Consider the following 14,193-nt stretch of genomic DNA (forward strand, 5'->3'; position numbering starts at 1 on the left):
TTCGCAGCACTTCTCCGGAGGGAGTCGCCGTCATGTCCGCCGCCACTCAGGAGCGCATGCCCGCCCTGTATCTCAGCCACGGCGCCCCACCGCTCGCGGACGACCCGATCTGGCCCGGCGAACTCGCCGCCTGGTCCGCCGACCTGCCGCGCCCCAAGGCGATCCTGATGGTCTCCGCCCACTGGGAGGAGGCCCCGCTCGCCCTCGGCGCCACCGAACCGGCCCCGCTCGTCTACGACTTCTGGGGCTTCCCCGAGCACTACTACCAGGTGCGGTACGACGCCCCGGGCGCCCCCGAACTCGCCGAGTCCGTACGGAAGTTGCTGCGCGCGCCGGGCATGCCCGTACAGGACGTCCCGGACCGCGGCCTCGACCACGGCGCCTATGTCCCGCTGGTGGAGATGTTCCCCGAGGCCGACATCCCGGTCCTTCAGGTCTCCATGCCGACCCTCGACCCGGTCCGGCTCATGGAGATCGGCCGCACACTCGCGCCGCTGCGCGACGAGGGCGTACTGATCGTCGGCTCCGGCTTCTTCACCCACAACCTGGCCGCGCTGCGGCACACCGGCGGGGGAGTGCCGCGCTGGTCCTCGGAGTTCGACGACTGGGGCCGGCGCGCGCTGGAGTCCCATGACGTGGACTCCCTGCTGGACTTCCTGAACAAGGCTCCGGCCGGCCGCTACGCCCATCCGCGCACCGAGCACTTCGCCCCGCTGTTCGTGACGCTGGGCGCGGCGGACGCGGCCGGTGAGTTGGAGGCGCAGAAGTCGGTGATCGACGGGTTCTGGATGGGAATGGCGAAGCGGTCCGTTCAGTTCGGGTGACCTCGGTCCGAGTGGCCTGCGTGGCCTACAGATCCTTCTCGTACCAGGCGACGTCCCAGTAGCGGCCGAACTTCCGGCCCACCTCGCGGTACGTGCCGACGTACCGGAATCCGAAGCGTTCATGCAGCCGCGTGGACGCTTCGTTGGGCCGGGCGATGCCCGCGTAGGCCCGGTGCAGGTCCTCGCCGGCCAGCGCGTCGAAGAGGGCCTTGTAGAGGAGCGTGCCGATGCCACGGCCGCCCGCGCCGGGGGCGACGTACACCGTGACCTCGACGGAGGTCGCGTAGGCGGGCTTCGCACGGTAAGGGCTGGATGTGGCGTAGCCCAGAATTTCCTGTGAGTCCACCGCCGCGGCAACCTTCAGCCGGTACGGGCCGTCTTCAGGGTGGGAGAGCAGCCAAGGGCGGCGCTCTTCCGGAGTGAAGGCAGCCGTGTCAAATGTGATGGCCGTCTCACGTACATAGTGGTTGTAGAGGTCGGTGAGGGCTTCGAGGTCGCTCTCGACTCCCGGCCTGACCTGCACCTCTGTACGTTCCGACGACATCACGCCTCCTATGTGGCGGCACAGGGTACTGCATGATCAGAAAAATAGAGGGGCGGGTTGGGAATTCTGTCCTGATTCCAGTCGTTGTTTCCATCGGATGCAGGGCACCCGAGGAGTGAACAGAAGAGTCACCCGAGGCGTAGAACCGGGCATCCAAGGGACCACCCGCTGACCTCACCATCGCAAGGGAGCACGCATGGCAACCGGTGCCGTCGCCCGTCGTCAGTCCGCCAAGGGCGGGACCGACGCGGCACGCAGTGTTCGCGCCCACGGCGGCGAGATCGCCGACCGCGACCTGGTCGGCATGTACCTCGACGAGATCGCGCGTACACCGCTGCTCGACGCCGCCAAGGAGGTCGAGCTGTCTCAGACCATCGAGGCGGGTGTGTTCGCGCGACAGGTCCTCGACGGCGAGGCGGAGTCCCAGGTGGACGCCACCCGCGAGGAGCTCGAGGCACTGGTCGCCGAGGGTGAGCGGGCCAAGGACGTCTTCATCCGTTCCAACCTCCGCCTGGTCGTCGCCGTGGCCCGCCGCTACCCCCGCAGCGGCCTGCCCCTGCTGGACCTCATCCAGGAGGGCAACGCCGGTCTGGTGCGCGCGGTGGAGAAGTTCGACTACCGCAAGGGCTTCAAGTTCTCGACGTACGCGACCTGGTGGATCCGCCAGGCCATCACCCGCTCGATAGCCGACCAGTCCCGCACCATCCGGCTCCCCGTCCACCTGGTGGAGGAGCTGGGCCGGATCCGCCGCATCCAGCGCGAGTTCAACCGGGAGAACGGCCGCGAGCCGGAGCCCGCCGAGATCGCCGCCGAGCTCGGCTCGACGCCGGAGCGCGTGACGGACGTCCTGGACTGGGCCCGCGACCCGGTCTCGCTCAACATGTCGGTGGACGACGACGGCGACACCCAGTTCGGCGACCTGCTGGAGGACACCTCCGCGGTCTCGCCCGAGCAGTCGGTGCTGACGCTGCTGCGCAGCGAGGGCCTGGAAGAGCTGATCAGCCGCCTCGACCAGCGCACCGCCTCGATCATCAAGATGCGGTACGGCATCGAGGACGGCCGGGAGCGCACGCTGACGGAGGTCGGCAAGGAGCACGGCCTCACCCGCGAGCGGATCCGGCAGATCGAGAAGCACGCCCTGCTGGAGCTGAAGAAGCTGGCGCGCCAGACCGGGTTCGACGCGGCGGCGTAAGAGAGCTGCGGCGTAAGAGACCTGTAAGAGACCTGTAGGACAGACTGTTTCGAGTCCGGCGCGCGTGGGACGCTGCGTGGGCTGGGAGGCGTACGGCCTTGGGAGGCGCGTGCGCTGGTGGCGAAAGACCGCGCAAACATGGCGTGTTTAACGCCGCTTCAACCCGCGGGGTCGCGGGAACAAGACCAGCGACCCCCTTTGAACCAAGTCCCGACGCCCTCCCCCCGGCGCCGGGACTCTCCCCGAGCCGGGTTCCGGTGCCCCTCCCCCCGGGCGCCGGGGCCCGGCTCTGCCCCGGCCTCCCCCCGCCAGGGCATGCTGGACGGCAGGCCACCCCGTACCTGAACCACGGGGTGGCCCGCCGAATGGCAGATTGTGTCACAGGGGCATAGCCTGCCGAGTGTGAGCAGTCCCACCCCCGCACAGAACCGGGCCGCGTCCACAGCGCCCTCCGGGCCCGCGCCGATGTCGCTGACCGAGCGACGCAAGGCGGAGACCCGGATGGAGATCGCCAGGGTGGCGGCCCGTCTCTTCGTCACCCAGGGTCTGCGGGCCACCCGCGCCGAGGACATCGCCCAGGCCGCGGGCATCGCGCCCCGCACCTTCTATCGCTACTTCGCGACCAAGGAGGAGGCCGTCGCCCCGCTCTACACCACGGGCGCCCAACGCTGGGCCGAGGCGGTACGGGAGGCTCCGGCCGAACTACCGCTCCCCGAGGCCCTGGAACACGCCGTACGGCACACCCTGACGCCGGGTACGGGGGTCTCCGCCGCGTCCTGGGAGTGGGTGCGCACGCTGGTCCGCCTGGCCATGACCAGCCCCGCGCTGCGGAAGGTGTGGGGCGAGGTGTGTCTGGCGTCGGAGACGTCGCTGGCTGTGGTGCTGGGGGAGCGGGGTGGGGTTGCCGGGGGCCCAGCGGTGGCTGAGGGTGACGACAACGTTGCCGAGCGCCCTGTGATGTCCCCCGAACTCCGTTACGCCGCTGCCGTCGCCGGCGCGGCGGTGCGCGTGGCGGTCGAGTCCTGGGCGTCGGGCGAGGCGCCGGCGACGGGGCCGGAGGGGCCGGCCGCGTTGGCGTTGCGGAACTTGGAGGCGGTGCGGGGGTTTTGGTAGGCCGTTTGTTCGTCTGCGGCGCCGTCGTGGCTGGTCGCGCAGTTCCCCGCGCCCCTTCGGGGCGCTTCACGCCCCGCCCGCCCGGCTCAGCCGTCCGCCCAACTCCCTTACGCATTCCATGAGTTCCGAGGGCGCCTGTACCGTGAAGTCGACTCCGAGCATCGCTAGCCGTACCGCCAGCCACTCCACCGGATCGCTCGTGGTGGCTTGCAGCCGGCACCGGTCCGGGCCCAGTGGCTCGGGTGGCCCGAGCCAGGCCGGCAGCCGTGCGCCCACCGCCTCGGCGGAGTCGGCGAACGTGGCCATGAAGGCGTAGGTGTCCTGCTGGCCCCGGATCGACTGCCGCAGGTACTCCGCCGCACTCCCCGTCGGCAGCTCCCGCGGAGCGAACCGCGCGCCGGTGGCGAAGGGCTCGCTCACGCGGTCGACGCGGAACGTACGCCAGTCGGCGCGATCGAGGTCGTAGGCGACGAGGTACCAGCGGCGTCCTGTCGACACCAGCCGGTACGGCTCGGTCAGCCGTCGCGACTCGGTGCCGTCCTTCGCCCGGTAGGCGAACCGCAGCCGCTCCCGCCCGGCCACGGTCGACGCCATCACGGTGAGCGTCTCGGGGGCGATGCTCGCCCCGTCTCCGCTGGTCAGCGGTGTGGTCGCGGCCTGGAGGGTGGAGACGCGGTGCCGTAGCCGGGACGGCAGCACCTGCTCCAGCTTGGCCAGCGCCCGTACGGAGGCCTCGTCGACCCCCTCCACCGCGTGCCCCGCGCCCGCCCGCAGCCCGACCGCGATCGCCACCGCCTCCTCGTCGTCGAGGACGAGCGGCGGCATCGCCTTGCCCGCGACCAGCCGGTAGCCGCCGTCGGCGCCCATGGTCGCCTGTACCGGATAGCCCAGTTCGCGCAGCCGGTCGACGTCCCTGCGGACCGTGCGGCGGGAGACGCCGAGCCGGTCGGCGAGCTCGCCGCCGGGCCATTCGCGGGGCGTCTGGAGCAGGGAGAGCAGCTGGAGGAGCCGGGCCGGAGTGTCTGTCGTCATGAGTTCGAGGATGCCGCAGAACTAGGACATGATCTGACCTACTGCGGTTCTAACTTGAGGTCATGACTTCCACCGAGACCTCACCGCAGGTGCCGGCCGCTCCGGCAGACCGCCGCCGTTGGTTCGCCCTCGCGATCGTGATGACCGCGGCCTTCATGGACCTCGTCGACGTCACGATCGTCAATATCGCCATCCCGTCGATCCGGCAGGAAGCCGGCGCCTCCTGGAGCCAGATCCAGTGGATAACGGCCGGTTACGCGCTGGCCTTCGCCGCGGGCCTGATCACCGGCGGACGGCTCGGCGACATTCACGGCCGCAAGCGGGTGTTCCTCGTCGGCATCGGCGGCTTCACACTCGCGTCGGCGCTGTGCGGCTTCGCGGCGAACCCGGAGATGCTGGTCGCCGCGCGGATCCTGCAAGGCGCGATGGCGGCGCTGATGGTGCCGCAGGTGCTGTCGATCGTGCACGCGACGTTCCCGGCGCACGAGCGGGGCAAGGTGTTCGGGCTGTTCGGCGCGATCGTGGGTCTGGGAGCTGTCTCCGGTCCACTGCTGGGCGCGCTGCTGACCGAGTGGAACCTGTTCGGGCTCGAATGGCGGCCCATCTTCCTGATCAACCTGCCGGTCGGCATCATCGGTCTGATCCTCGGCAGCCGCTTCATCACCGAGTCCAAGGCGCCGCGGGCGCTGAAGCTCGACCTCGCCGGCGTCGGCCTGGTCACGCTGGGTCTGCTGATGCTGCTCTACCCGCTGACCCGCGGCCGTGAGCTGGGCTGGCCGCTGTGGGGGCACGTGTCGATGGCGGGCGCGCTCGTCGTGTTCGCGGCGCTGGTGGCGTACGAGAAGCGGAAGACCGCGCGGGACGGCTCCCCGCTGGTCGAGCTGTCGCTGTTCAAGGTGAAGAGCTTCGCGGCCGGTATCGCCGTGCAGACCGTGTTCGGGATCGGTCTCGGTGTCTTCTTCCTGGTGTGGACGCTGTACATGCAGACCGGGCTGGGCTGGAGCCCGCTGCGGGCGGGGCTGACGGGTGTGCCGTTCTCCATCGCGGTGTCGGTGGCGGCCGGGATGTCGGTGCAGAAGCTGGTCCCGCGCTTCGGGCGCAAGGTGCTTCAGGCGGGCGCGCTGACGATGGCGGCGGGTGTCCTGCTCTACCTGTGGGAGTCCGAGCGGTACGGCCTCGGGATCGCCTCCTGGCAGATGGCGCTGCCCCTGATCGTGATGGGCGCGGGCATGGGCCTGATCTTCGCCCCGCTGACCGACGCCGTGCTGTCGGAGGTGCCGCGCGAGCACGCCGGTTCCGCGTCGGGGCTGATCAACACCGTGATGCAGATGGGGAACGCGCTGGGGCTCGGGCTGGTGTCGGTCGTGTTCTTCGGGCGGATCAGCGAGCAGTTGGTGCCGGCCGAGGTGGGCCCGGCGTTCGTGGACGCCTTCCAGTACGCGCTGGTGTGGGTGGCCGCGGTGATGGGCGCGATCTTCCTGCTGATGTTCGCGCTGCCGAAGCGGCCGACTCAGCATGTGGAGGGGGCGGAGGCCGAGGTGCGGGTGACGGAGCGGGAGCCCGAGTTGGTGTCGTAGGTGGGAGGTTGTCCGGTCGGAGGGGCTCGGTGTCGCTGTCGGCGCCGGGCCCCTCCTAGTGCTATGTCACATATGGCTTAGTGCTATGTCACATGCGACAAGGGGGGAAGTCCGTTCATGCCCGAATCAGGTCCGACCCTGTTTACTTTCCGGAAATCCGGGCGTAGCCTCCGACTGAAACCACAAGGTCGGGCATGAGTCGGAGGTGAACGGGCATGTACGCACCGGAGCGGCAGCAGGAGATCCTCCGCCTCGCCCGTGACGGCGGGCGCGTGGACGTGGTGTCGCTGGCCGAGGAGTTCCAGGTCACGGCCGAGACGATCCGGCGCGATCTGAAGGCCCTCGACCGCGCCGGCCTGGTCCGCCGGGTGCACGGCGGGGCCATCCCGGCCGGACGTCTCGACTTCGAGCCGGACCTCGCCGAGCGCGAGACCACCGCGGCCGACGAGAAGGACCACATCGCCAAGGCGGCCCTCGCCGAGCTGCCGACCGAGGGCACGATGATCCTCGACGCCGGTACGACGGTGGCGCGGCTCGCCGCGGCCATCCCGCTGGAGGCGTCCCTCACCGTCGTCACGCACAGCCTGCCGATCGCGGCCCGCCTCGCCGACCACCCCGGCATCCAGCTCCATCTCGTCGGGGGGCGCGTACGGCACCGTACGCGCGCCGCCGTGGACGCCTGGGCGCTGCGCGCATACGGCGAGATCCGGGCGGACGTCCTCTTCGTGGCGGCCAACGGCTTCTCCGCCGACCACGGTCTGACCACCCCCGACCTCGCCGAGGCCGCGGTCAAGCGCGCGGCCCTCGCCGCCGCCCGCCGCGTGGTGCTGCTCGCCGACTCCTCCAAGCACGGCCAGGAGCACTTCGCCCGGTTCGGCGACCTGAGCGATGTGGACCTGCTGATCACCGACAGCGGGCTGAGCCCCGAAGACGCCACCGCGATCGAGCGCGGCGGCACGGAAGTAGTGCGCGCATGATCCTCACCGTCACCCCCAACCCGTCCCTCGACCGCACCTACGAGGTCCCCTCGCTGGAGCGCGGCGAGGTCATCCGCGCCACCGGCGAGCGCATGGACCCCGGCGGCAAGGGCGTGAACGTCTCGCGCGCCGTCACGGCAGCCGGGCAGCGCACGGTGGCGGTGCTGCCCCTGGGTGGTGCGCCGGGCGCGCTCGTGGCGGATCTGCTGGACGCGCAGGGCATCGAGGTCGCGCCGGTCCCGATCGCCGGGCCCACCCGCTCGAACATCGCGCTCGCGGAGGCGGACGGAGTGCTCACGAAGATCAACGCACCGGGTCCGGAGCTGTCGGCCGAGGAGCAGGAGCTGCTCTTCGAGACGGTGCGCAGGCAGTCGCACAACGCCGCGTGGATCGCGTGCTGCGGGAGCCTGCCGCGGGGGCTCGCGCCGTCGTGGTACGCCGAGCTGGTTGCGCGGGCGCACGCCATGGGCGCACGGATCGCGCTGGACACCTCCGGGCCCGCCCTGCTGGCAGCGCTGCGTGAGCGGCCCGACGTCGTGAAGCCGAACGCCGAGGAACTCGCGGAGGCCGTCGGACGCCCGCTGGCGACGGTGGGCGACGCGGTGAAGGCGGCCGAGGAGTTGCGCGAGATGGGCGCGCGGGCCGTGCTGGCGAGCCTGGGCGCGGACGGGCAACTGCTCGTGGACAGCGCGGGCGCCTGGTTCGGCAGCGCGCACGTGGACGCCGTGCGCTCCAACGTCGGCGCCGGCGACTCCTCGCTCGCCGGGTTCCTGATCGCAGGCGGCAGCGGCCCGGAGGCCCTCGCCTCCGCCGTCGCACACGGTGCTGCCGCCGTCCAGCTGCCCGGAAGCGTGATGCCGACACCGGGCGACCTGGACCCGGCCGCGGTCACGGTCACGGCCGAGGTGCCGGTGGACCGCGTACTGAAGGAGCCGGTGTCATGACCGATGTGATGTCTTTCATGCCGCTCACGACTTTTGCCGCGTTGATGACTTTTACGACGATGGCGGCTGCGGCTAGGGCTACATCCACGGCTTTGGCTCCGGCTATGGCGTCATCGGCGACACCGTATGGACCGGCCTTGAAGCGGCGAAGCACCCCGTTACTCGCCGCAGCCGACGGTCGGCAGGGCATCCTGAGCCGCCCTGCCGACCGGCGGAGGCGGGGTTTCCCCGGCCCCGCCTCCGCACCCCCCGAAGCCCCCCACAGCATCCCCGTCCCCAGAAGCGCCCACCGCAGTCCCCGGGCGATACGCGTGCGAAGGAGCCCGCGATGAGCGACATGATCACCGCGGACCTGGTCGATCTCGACCTGTCCGCCGATACCAAGGAAGCGGCGGCCCGAGCCCTCGCCGAGCGCATGGTCGCCCAGGGCCGGGTGACCGACCTCGAGGGCTTCCTCGCCGACGTGGCCGCCCGCGAGGCGCAGATGCCGACCGGCCTCGACGGCGGCATCGGCATCCCGCACTGCCGCAGCGAGCACGTCACCGAGCCGACGCTCGCCTTCGGGCGCAGCGCCGACGGCATCGACTTCGGTGCGGCGGACGGCCCGGCCGACCTGATCTTCCTGATCGCCGCGCCGGCCGGCGCCGACGACGCCCACCTGACGATCCTGTCGTCGCTGGCCCGGCAGCTGATGAACACCGAGTTCACGGACGCGCTGCGGTCGGTGGGCGATGCGCAGTCGGCGGCGGCGCTGATCCGTGGGGACGAGGTGCCGGCGGTGGCGAGTGGCGCGGAGGGCGCGTCCGAGGGCGTGGGGGGCGCGCACGGCGCTGAGAGCGCCTCCGAAGACACCGCTGCGGCGCCGGGGGCGGCCTCCGTCGGCGCCGCAGCGGTCAGCACGGAGCCGGCCACCTCGTCCGACTCCGGCGAGCGCCCCTTCCGTATCGTCGCCGTCACCTCCTGCCCCACCGGCATCGCGCACACCTACATGGCGGCCGAGTCGCTGGAGAACGCGGGCCGCGAGGCGGGCGTCGAGATCGTCGTAGAGCCGCAGGGCTCGGCCGGCTTCACCCGGCTCGATCCGGCGGTCATCGCGGCGGCGGACGGCGTGATCTTCGCCCACGACGTACCCGTACGGGAGAAGGACCGCTTCGCCGGCAAGCCGACCGTCGACGTCGGCGTGAAGGCGGGCATCAACCGGCCCGGCGAGCTGATCACCGAGGTGCGCGGGAAGGCGGCGCGCGGTGAGAAGACCGCGGCGGCGTCCTCCGGCGCGGGCACGCCGGTCGATCGCGCCGGTGACTCCGGCGAGGGCTACGGCACCAAGCTGCGCAAGTGGCTGATGTCCGGCGTGAGTTACATGGTCCCGTTCGTCGCCGCGGGCGGTCTGCTGATCGCCCTCGGCTTCGCGATCGGCGGCTGGGAGGTCAACAAGGCGCCGTCGGTCATGGAGCACTTCGACTGGGGCCAGGTCGACAGCTGGGGCGCGCTGCTCTTCCAGATCGGCGGCGTGGCCTTCCAGTTCCTCGTCCCGGTCCTGGCCGGCTACATCGCCTACGGCATGGCCGACCGGCCGGGCCTGGTGCCCGGCTTCGTCGGCGGTGCGATCTCCCTCACCATCAACGCGGGCTTCCTCGGCGGTCTGGCCGCCGGTCTGATCGCCGGTGGCGTGGTGATGGCCATCCAGAGGGTCAAGATCCCCGCGGCCGTGCGCGGCATCATGCCGGTCGTGGTGATCCCGCTGATCTCCTCGGCGATCGTCGGCTTCCTGATGTTCGTGGTGATCGGCAAGCCCATCGCCGAGGCCCAGAAGGGCATGACCGACTGGCTGAACGGGCTCTCCGGCGCCAACGCCATCCTGCTCGGCGCCCTGCTCGGCCTGATGATGTGCTTCGACCTCGGCGGCCCCGTCAACAAGGTCGCGTACACCTTCGCCACGGCGGGCATCGCGGTCGCGAGCCCCAGCGACTCCGCGATGAAGATCATGGCGGCCGTGATGGCGGCCGGTATGGTCCCGCCGCTGGCCATGGCACTGGCGACGACGGTTCGGGCGAAGCTCTTCACCCCGACCGAGCGCGAGAACGGCAAGGCCGCCTGGGTCCTGGGCGCCTCCTTCATCTCCGAGGGCGCGATCCCGTTCGCCGCGGCCGACCCGCTGCGCGTGATCCCCGCGTCCATGGTGGGTGGCGCGGTCACCGGCTCCCTGTCGATGGCCTTCCACGCCACGCTGCGCGCCCCGCACGGCGGCATGTTCGTGGTCCCGCTGATCGGCAACCCGTTCCTCTTCCTGGTTGCCGTCGCCGCGGGCGTGGGCGTCACGACCGCCCTGGTGATCATCCTCAAGGGCCTGCGCAAGACGGTCCCGGGCACAGTGACCGCCGAGACAGCGGGCGCGCCCACGGCACCGGCGGAGGCGAAGCAGCCGGTGGCGGCGTAACGGCGGGGTAGCGGCGGTGTAGCGGCGCACACGGCACGGTGCGGTCGGCCGCGGTCCTCTCCGGAGGCTCGCGGCCGACCGCACACGTGTGACGCGTTACGTGACTTAGGAGACCCGCGTCGTGCCTCAGGAGACCCGCGCCGCCCGCCGCTCCATCGCGTCGCGGGCCGCGTCCTCGGTGACGTAGACCTCGCACATGTGCCGGCCGTCCGGCGTCGCCGTGTGCTCGACCTCCCAGAGGGAGATCTCCTCGCCGTCGTGCAGCAGGAACGCGTGCTCGTACAGCGCGTAACCCAGTCCCGCGCGGCCCGCGCGGCACGGGCGGCCGAAGGCCTGGGTGATCTGGTACGCGAAGGCCGTGGTCAGCAGTGCGGCCGTGTCCGCTCCCGGCCGGTCCGGGTTCTCCGCGCGGCGCAGCAGCCGGCGCACGTGGTCCGCCGAGTCGTCGTGCATGTACGTGTGCCGGGGCACCGGGATCGGGGACAGCTGCACCGTCACCGGCAGTTCGAAGTCCGGGGCGTCCGCAGGCAGCGGCAGCCGGGCGGTGGCGGCGCGCAGCTCTTCCTCGTCGACGTACACCTCGTGCTGCGGGTCGCGGCCCGGGGCGGTGTTGTGGACGAGTTCCCAGAGGGTGAGCGCGGAGCCGTCGGCGAGCAGCCAGGTGTGCCGGTACGTCTCGCGGTGCAGTCCCGCGCTGTGGTGCGCGGAGTGCAGCGAACTGTCGTGCGCCAGCGCGCAGTCGAGCCGCCGTATGGTCTCGTCGGGCAGCTCGAAGGAGTTCAGGGCACGGCCGAGGAGTCGCGCGAGGTGCTCCTCCGGAGACTCGGGCGACTCGGGTGGTTCGTACGCTGCCGTCTCGTACGGAACGCTCAAGGTTTCTCCCGGCGTTGCTGCATGTCACCTTGTGGGTGCATACCGTAGCCCCTCGGTCGGACATCATGTCCGGGAACCGAGAAAACGTGCGCACGGAAAACGCGTGGGCCGCGTGGGAAGTTCCCACGCGGCCCGATGCTCCGTCAAAACAGGCTGGTCAGCAACAAGTTATGCCGCCCGCCGTGGTCAGCCGGCACTTCCCGCGAGCCACTGGCTCCACGTCATGTTCCAGCCGTTGAGCCCGTTGTCCGGCGCCACCGTCTTGTCGGGGGAGTTCTTCACGATCACCACGTCCCCGACCAGCGAGTTGTCGTAGAACCACTTGGCCTGGGTGTCTCCCTGCGCGCCCTGCACATCCGCGAGACCGACACAGCCGTGACTGGTGCCCTCACGCCCGAAGGGCGGATTGCCCTTGTTGTACCAGTAGTTGCCGTGGATGAAGGTGCCCGACGTCGTCAGTCGCATCGCGTGCGGCACGTCCGGGATGTCGTACTCACCGCCGAAGCCGACCGTCGTGCCGTTCATACGCGTCTGCGTGAACTTCTCCGAGATCACCATCTGCCCGTTGTACGTGGTGTTCTGGGCGCTGCCCGCCGAGATCGGCACGGACTTGATCGTCTTGCCGTCCCGTACGACCGTCATGGTCTGCGTGTTGACGTCGACCGTGGAGACCTGCGACCGGCCGATGGTGAACGTGACGGTCTTCTTCTGTACCCCGTAGACGCCGTTCGCGCCCTCCACGCCGTCCAGGTCGATCTTCATCGTGACCTTGGAACCGGCCTTCCAGTACTCCTCGGGCCGGAAGTCGAGCCGCTGCGCCCCGAACCAGTGCCCGACCACCTTCTGCCCGCTGCTCGACGTCACGGTGATGTGCGACTGCACGGCCTTCTTGTCGCTGATCACCTTGTCGAAGTTGAACGACACCGGCATCCCGACACCGACCGTCTTCCCGTCGTCCGGCGTGTACGTCCCGATGAAGCTGTTCGCCGAACTGACCGTGGTGAAGATGGAGTTGGCGGCGGCCGTCTTGCCCTTCGAGTCCTTGGCGGTCGCCGATATCTGGTACTTCGTCCCCCGCTCCAGCTGCTCCTTCGGCTTCCAGACGGAGCCGTCCGCGGATATCTCTCCCGGTACGGCCGTCCCCGCGCCCGCGACCGTCATCTTCACGTCGGTCAGCTTGCCGTCGCTCACCTTCACGCCGGTCGTGTTGATCGACGCGCTCGTCGAGCCGTCCTTCGCCGAGATGACGATCTTCGCGGTGGACGTCTTCGGGTTGTCCTCGCCGCCCTTGCCGTCGTTGCTGGCGTTCGCGCTGCCGCCGCACGCGGTGAGAGTGAGGGCGCCGACCATCAGGACGGCACTGGCCCCCAGTGCGCGCCGTGCTGCTATGTCCGGCGTTGTCACTAGCTGCTCCAGGTTCATGTGATGTGCGTGATCCGCTCCAGTCCGTGGAGAAAGAGGGGATCGGCCCCCGGTCGGGTTCCCGTCGAGCGCCGTGAACGCCATCACGTGACAGAACCGGGACAATCCCGCGTACTGCCCTGTGAGTTACCTCTCAGTCAGCTGTCGTAGTCGCCTCTGGAACGACTGCCGGAGTCGCCTCTTGGACGGCCCTCGGAGTCACCGCTCGTACAGCTCCCGGTACGACGGCCACGTCCCGCCCGGCCCGTCCACCGACTCGGCGGCGCGCACGGCCCGTACGATGGCCCGCGTCACCGTGTCCGCGCCCGCCGCGAGCACCTCGTTCAGGGCGAGCGGGTGCTCGGCGTCCAGGGCGCGCTCTCCTGTCGCCAGCGCGAACACCGTGTCCCCGTCGTTGAGCAGATGCACCGGCCGCACGGCGCGCGCGATGCCGTCGTGCGCCGTGCCGGCCAGTTTCTGGGCCTGCGCCTTCGACAGGTCCGCGTCCGTGGCCACCACCGCGAGCGTGGTGTTGAGCGGCGGGGGCGCGTTCTTGGCCGCGATCTCGGCGAGCCGCCGGCGCGCGGCCTCGTGGACCCGCGCCTCCGGGTAGCTCACCCGCCCCTGGAACAACTCCCCGTACAACACCCCCGTTTCCGGATCCGCCGCCGAACCCGCCGCGTTCGCCACCACCAGCGCCGCGACCGTGATCCCGGAGTCGAGGACCGTGCTCGCGGTGCCGATGCCACCCTTGACCGGACCGACCGTGGCGCCCGTACCGGCGCCCACGCATCCCTCCGCCACCCGCGCGCCGGGCTCGCTCCCCGCGGCGGCCTCGACCGCGGCCCGGCCGGTGCTCGCGTCCGGCCTGGCCCGGAAGTCGCCGCCCCGCCCCAGATCGAAGACACAGGCGGCGGGCACCACCGGCACGACATGCGTGGAATCGGCGCCCACGCGTACCCCGCGCCCCCGCTCCTCCAGCCAGGCCATCACGCCGGACGCGGCGTCGAGCCCGTACGCGCTGCCCCCGGTCAGCACGATCGCCTCGACCTTGCGCACCAGGTTGCGCGGGTCCAGCGCGTCGGTCTCCTTGGTGCCGGGCCCGCCGCCGCGCACGTCCACCGCGGCGACGGCCCCGCCCTCCGGGGCCAGGACCACCGTGGTGCCGGTGAGCCAACCGCCGCCGGTACGCGTCGCGTGTCCCACCCGCACACCGGCCACGTCCGTCAATGCGTCAACTGTCATGGGACCCAGTCTCGCCCGTGCGTCCGCACCCGCG

At 70.9% G+C, this 14,193-nt stretch carries 12 protein-coding genes; 7 read left to right on the plus strand and 5 right to left on the minus strand.

Going from position 1 to position 14,193, the window contains the following annotated elements; translation table 11 throughout:
- Nucleotides 1-32: 32 nt before the first annotated feature.
- Nucleotides 33-824, plus strand: a complete 792-nt coding sequence (locus AB0I98_RS09020; RefSeq protein ID WP_362937493.1) for a class III extradiol ring-cleavage dioxygenase — start codon at nucleotides 33-35, stop codon at nucleotides 822-824.
- A 25-nt stretch (nucleotides 825-849) separates the two neighbouring features.
- Here AB0I98_RS09020 and AB0I98_RS09025 read toward each other — a convergent pair whose 3' ends face one another.
- Complete coding sequence (locus AB0I98_RS09025) at nucleotides 850-1,368, minus strand: N-acetyltransferase family protein (RefSeq protein ID WP_362937496.1); 519 nt, start codon at nucleotides 1,366-1,368, stop codon at nucleotides 850-852.
- A gap of 196 nt (nucleotides 1,369-1,564) precedes the next feature.
- Here AB0I98_RS09025 and AB0I98_RS09030 point away from each other — a divergent pair, with 196 nt between their 5' ends.
- Together AB0I98_RS09030 and AB0I98_RS09035 are read left to right on the plus strand one after the other, a co-directional pair.
- Entirely contained in the window at nucleotides 1,565-2,560 is a 996-nt protein-coding gene (locus AB0I98_RS09030) for a sigma-70 family RNA polymerase sigma factor (RefSeq protein WP_362937499.1), read from the plus strand.
- A gap of 465 nt (nucleotides 2,561-3,025) precedes the next feature.
- A complete protein-coding gene (locus tag AB0I98_RS09035) occupies nucleotides 3,026-3,673 on the plus strand; it encodes a TetR family transcriptional regulator (protein WP_362937757.1) in 648 nt (215 codons plus the stop codon).
- Between the two features lie 66 nt (nucleotides 3,674-3,739).
- Here AB0I98_RS09035 and AB0I98_RS09040 read toward each other — a convergent pair whose 3' ends face one another.
- On the minus strand, nucleotides 3,740-4,705 hold the full coding sequence (locus AB0I98_RS09040; protein ID WP_362937502.1) for a WYL domain-containing protein: 966 nt from the start codon (nucleotides 4,703-4,705) through the stop codon (nucleotides 3,740-3,742).
- Between the two features lie 62 nt (nucleotides 4,706-4,767).
- Between AB0I98_RS09040 and AB0I98_RS09045 the strand changes: the two genes are divergently transcribed.
- The 4 genes from AB0I98_RS09045 (at nucleotide 4,768) to AB0I98_RS09060 (ending at nucleotide 10,640) form a co-directional block, all read left to right on the plus strand.
- Entirely contained in the window at nucleotides 4,768-6,282 is a 1,515-nt protein-coding gene (locus AB0I98_RS09045) for an MFS transporter (protein WP_362937505.1), read from the plus strand.
- 215 nt (nucleotides 6,283-6,497) lie between these two features.
- Nucleotides 6,498-7,259 carry a DeoR/GlpR family DNA-binding transcription regulator gene (locus AB0I98_RS09050; RefSeq protein WP_301981732.1) on the plus strand — a complete coding sequence of 254 codons (762 nt, stop codon included), beginning with the start codon at nucleotides 6,498-6,500 and terminating at the stop codon, nucleotides 7,257-7,259.
- Nucleotides 7,256-8,203, plus strand: coding sequence for a 1-phosphofructokinase (gene pfkB, locus AB0I98_RS09055; protein ID WP_362937507.1), 948 nt, complete (start codon nucleotides 7,256-7,258; stop codon nucleotides 8,201-8,203). The genes AB0I98_RS09050 and pfkB overlap by 4 nt, the downstream gene beginning before the upstream one ends.
- Before the next feature lie 328 nt (nucleotides 8,204-8,531).
- Entirely contained in the window at nucleotides 8,532-10,640 is a 2,109-nt protein-coding gene (locus AB0I98_RS09060; protein ID WP_362937510.1) for a fructose-specific PTS transporter subunit EIIC, read from the plus strand.
- Between the two features lie 126 nt (nucleotides 10,641-10,766).
- On the opposite strand, the gene AB0I98_RS09065 is transcribed toward AB0I98_RS09060, so the two are convergent.
- The 3 genes from AB0I98_RS09065 to AB0I98_RS09075 form a co-directional block, all read right to left on the minus strand.
- Nucleotides 10,767-11,513, minus strand: coding sequence for a DUF6227 family protein (locus tag AB0I98_RS09065; RefSeq protein WP_362937513.1), 747 nt, complete (start codon nucleotides 11,511-11,513; stop codon nucleotides 10,767-10,769).
- 186 nt (nucleotides 11,514-11,699) lie between these two features.
- Complete coding sequence (locus tag AB0I98_RS09070) at nucleotides 11,700-12,935, minus strand: Ig-like domain-containing protein (RefSeq protein WP_362937516.1); 1,236 nt, start codon at nucleotides 12,933-12,935, stop codon at nucleotides 11,700-11,702.
- A 198-nt stretch (nucleotides 12,936-13,133) separates the two neighbouring features.
- Nucleotides 13,134-14,159, minus strand: coding sequence for a P1 family peptidase (locus AB0I98_RS09075; protein WP_362937519.1), 1,026 nt, complete (start codon nucleotides 14,157-14,159; stop codon nucleotides 13,134-13,136).
- Between the last annotated feature and the right edge of the window lie 34 nt (nucleotides 14,160-14,193).

This window comes from Streptomyces sp. NPDC050211, assembly GCF_040656035.1.
Taxonomy (GTDB): Bacteria; Actinomycetota; Actinomycetes; order Streptomycetales; family Streptomycetaceae; genus Streptomyces.